We start from the raw sequence: 1,992 nt of genomic DNA, 5'->3' as shown, positions 1-1,992 counted from the left end.
GTGGTGATGGGGCCGTTCCTGTCGCCGCTCGGCATCCCCTGCCAGGCGCCGCCCTGGGGCTATGTCGCCGGCGTCGACCTGAAGACCGGAAACATCGCCTACCAGCACCGCAACGGCACCGTCTATGACATGACGCCGCTGCCGTTGCCGCTCAAGGTCGGCGTTCCTGGCATCGGCGGACCGATGATCACGGCGGGCGGAGTCGCTTTCCTGGGCGCGGCGGTCGACGACTATCTGCGCGCCTACGACCTCACCACCGGCAGGCAGCTCTGGCAGGCGAGGCTGCCGGCGGGCGGGCAGGCGACGCCGATGACCTACACGGTGGCCGACGGCCGCCAGTTCGTCGTCATCGTCGCCGGCGGCCACGGCTCGGTCGGCACCAAGCCGGGTGACTATGTGATGGCCTACACGCTGCCCAAGTGAGGGGACGCGTCGGGCTTCAAAGCCCGAGATGGCCCCGCAGGCTGGGCACCTGGTCCAGCACCTGGTTGGTGAGATCGGGGCCGGCGGCGGCTTCGGCCTGCTTGATCAAGGTCTCGCCGGCCTGTTGGATCTGCGCCATGTCGAGGCCGGACGCTTTAAGCGCCGCGATGCCGTTTGATCAGCGCGCCGGCCTTTTCGCCGAGCACGCCGCCAAGCGCGCCCTGCAGCGACGACAGGAGGCCGCCACCCGAATTGGCCGCCGCGCCGGCGGCCATCACGTCATATTTCTGGGCTAGCGCGTCGGCGCCGGGGATCTGGGCGAAGAAAGATGAAACGCTGGTGCCTTCCGCCTCGTGCTCGAGCACGGAGAAGATGGTGCCGACGACCTTCTCGGTGGTCGGCTCATCGAGGCCGGCCTTCGAGGAAACGGTGTTGATGATGTCCTGGACGTTCATGGCATTCCCCTTTCGTCATTCGTATCGGCAAGGCGGCTCTGGCAACTTCGCCTCCTAATGTGACAGCACCATCAAGCCTTTCGGAAATGACCAAAATGTGATGAATTAAGCTGGCTCCCCGGCGCACCGCTCCGCCAGGAATCCCTCGCAGGATCGTCACCCCGGCGTGACTGGACCCTGCAGCTCTCGACCCTATCTTGCGGATCACCCGCCTGAAGCGCGCCATGTCGAAAATGGATTCCCGTGTCGCGCTTTGGGTTGTTGCTGATGCATGTCGTTGTCCCAAAACCGCTGCGCATTTTTGGGCGACATGCACTTCGTTGAGGACAGCCATGACAGAACCCGTTGCCAAGCCCGTCATCACTCAGGCGATGATCGACGCCTATGACGAATACACGCATCTGACGCTCGACCGGCGCCGCTTCATGGAGCAGCTGACGAGGCTGGCGGGCTCGGGCGCCGCCGCAGCGGCGATCGCGCCGATGCTCGCTGCCAATTACGCCCAGGCGGCGATCGTCGCCGAGGACGACAGCCGCGTTAAGGGCGAGGACATCACCTATCAGGGCTCGAGCGGCGAGATGAAAGCCCATCTGGTCAAGCCGGCCGACCAGTCGGGCAAGCTCGGCACGGTCATCGTCATCCATGAGAACCGGGGCCTCAATCCGCATATCCGCGATGTCGCCCGACGCGTGGCGTTGGAAGATTTCGTGGCGTTGGCGCCGGATTTCCTGTCGCCGCTTGGCGGCACGCCGTCCGACGAGGATAAGGCGCGCGACATGTTCGCCAAGCTCGACCCCGCCCAGGTCGCGGCAGACGGCGTGGCGACGGTCGCTTATCTCAAGAGCCTCAAGGACGGCAACGGCAAGGTCGGGGCGGTCGGCTTCTGCTGGGGCGGCGGCGCGGTGAACCAGCTTGCCGTCCATGCGCTCGATCTCAGCGCCGGCGTCGCCTATTATGGCATGCAGCCCAAGGCCGAGTATGCCGCGAAGATCAAGGCGCCGCTGCTCCTTCACTATGCCGGTCTCGACAGCCGGACCAATGCCGGCATCGATGCCTACAGCAAAGCGCTCGACGCCGCGCATGTCGAATACAAGGTCTATGTCTATGAGGGCGC

Annotated in this window: 3 protein-coding genes and 1 pseudogene; 2 read left to right on the top strand and 2 right to left on the bottom strand. The window is 65.3% G+C overall.

All coding sequences use genetic code 11. From position 1 onward, the window contains the following. Positions 1 to 423 (top strand): annotated as a pseudogene (locus tag EOA27_RS33985) (PQQ-binding-like beta-propeller repeat protein); the annotation flags it as partial. A gap of 16 nt (positions 424 to 439) precedes the next feature. Here the strand turns inward: EOA27_RS33985 and EOA27_RS43055 are convergent. Together EOA27_RS43055 and EOA27_RS33980 are read right to left on the bottom strand one after the other, a co-directional pair. After that, a complete protein-coding gene (locus EOA27_RS43055; RefSeq protein ID WP_281059508.1) occupies positions 440 to 562 on the bottom strand; it encodes a hypothetical protein in 123 nt (40 codons plus the stop codon). A gap of 16 nt (positions 563 to 578) precedes the next feature. Next, the gene (locus EOA27_RS33980; protein ID WP_245466996.1) at positions 579 to 878 is read right to left on the bottom strand and encodes a hypothetical protein; all 300 of its coding nucleotides are present in this window, start codon (positions 876 to 878) and stop codon (positions 579 to 581) included. 332 nt (positions 879 to 1,210) lie between these two features. Between EOA27_RS33980 and EOA27_RS33975 the strand changes: the two genes are divergently transcribed. Further along, positions 1,211 to 1,992 (top strand): dienelactone hydrolase family protein (locus EOA27_RS33975; RefSeq protein ID WP_145970739.1); only part of this gene is annotated, 782 nt, incomplete at its 3' end.

Origin of the sequence: Mesorhizobium sp. M2A.F.Ca.ET.037.01.1.1 (assembly GCF_003998075.1) — a bacterium.
GTDB lineage: Bacteria > Pseudomonadota > Alphaproteobacteria > Rhizobiales > Rhizobiaceae > Mesorhizobium.
The sequence above is the reverse complement of the archived record's forward strand: the minus strand, read 5'-3'. Positions and strand labels throughout refer to the sequence as shown.

Bases quoted from the DNA above. Each gene is read 5' to 3' on its own strand.
- EOA27_RS43055 (WP_281059508.1), bottom strand. From the start codon at position 562: ATGGCGCAGATCCAACAGGCCGGCGAGACCTTGATCAAGCAGGCCGAA.
- EOA27_RS33980 (WP_245466996.1), bottom strand. From the start codon at position 878: ATGAACGTCCAGGACATCATCAACACCGTTTCCTCGAAGGCCGGCCTC.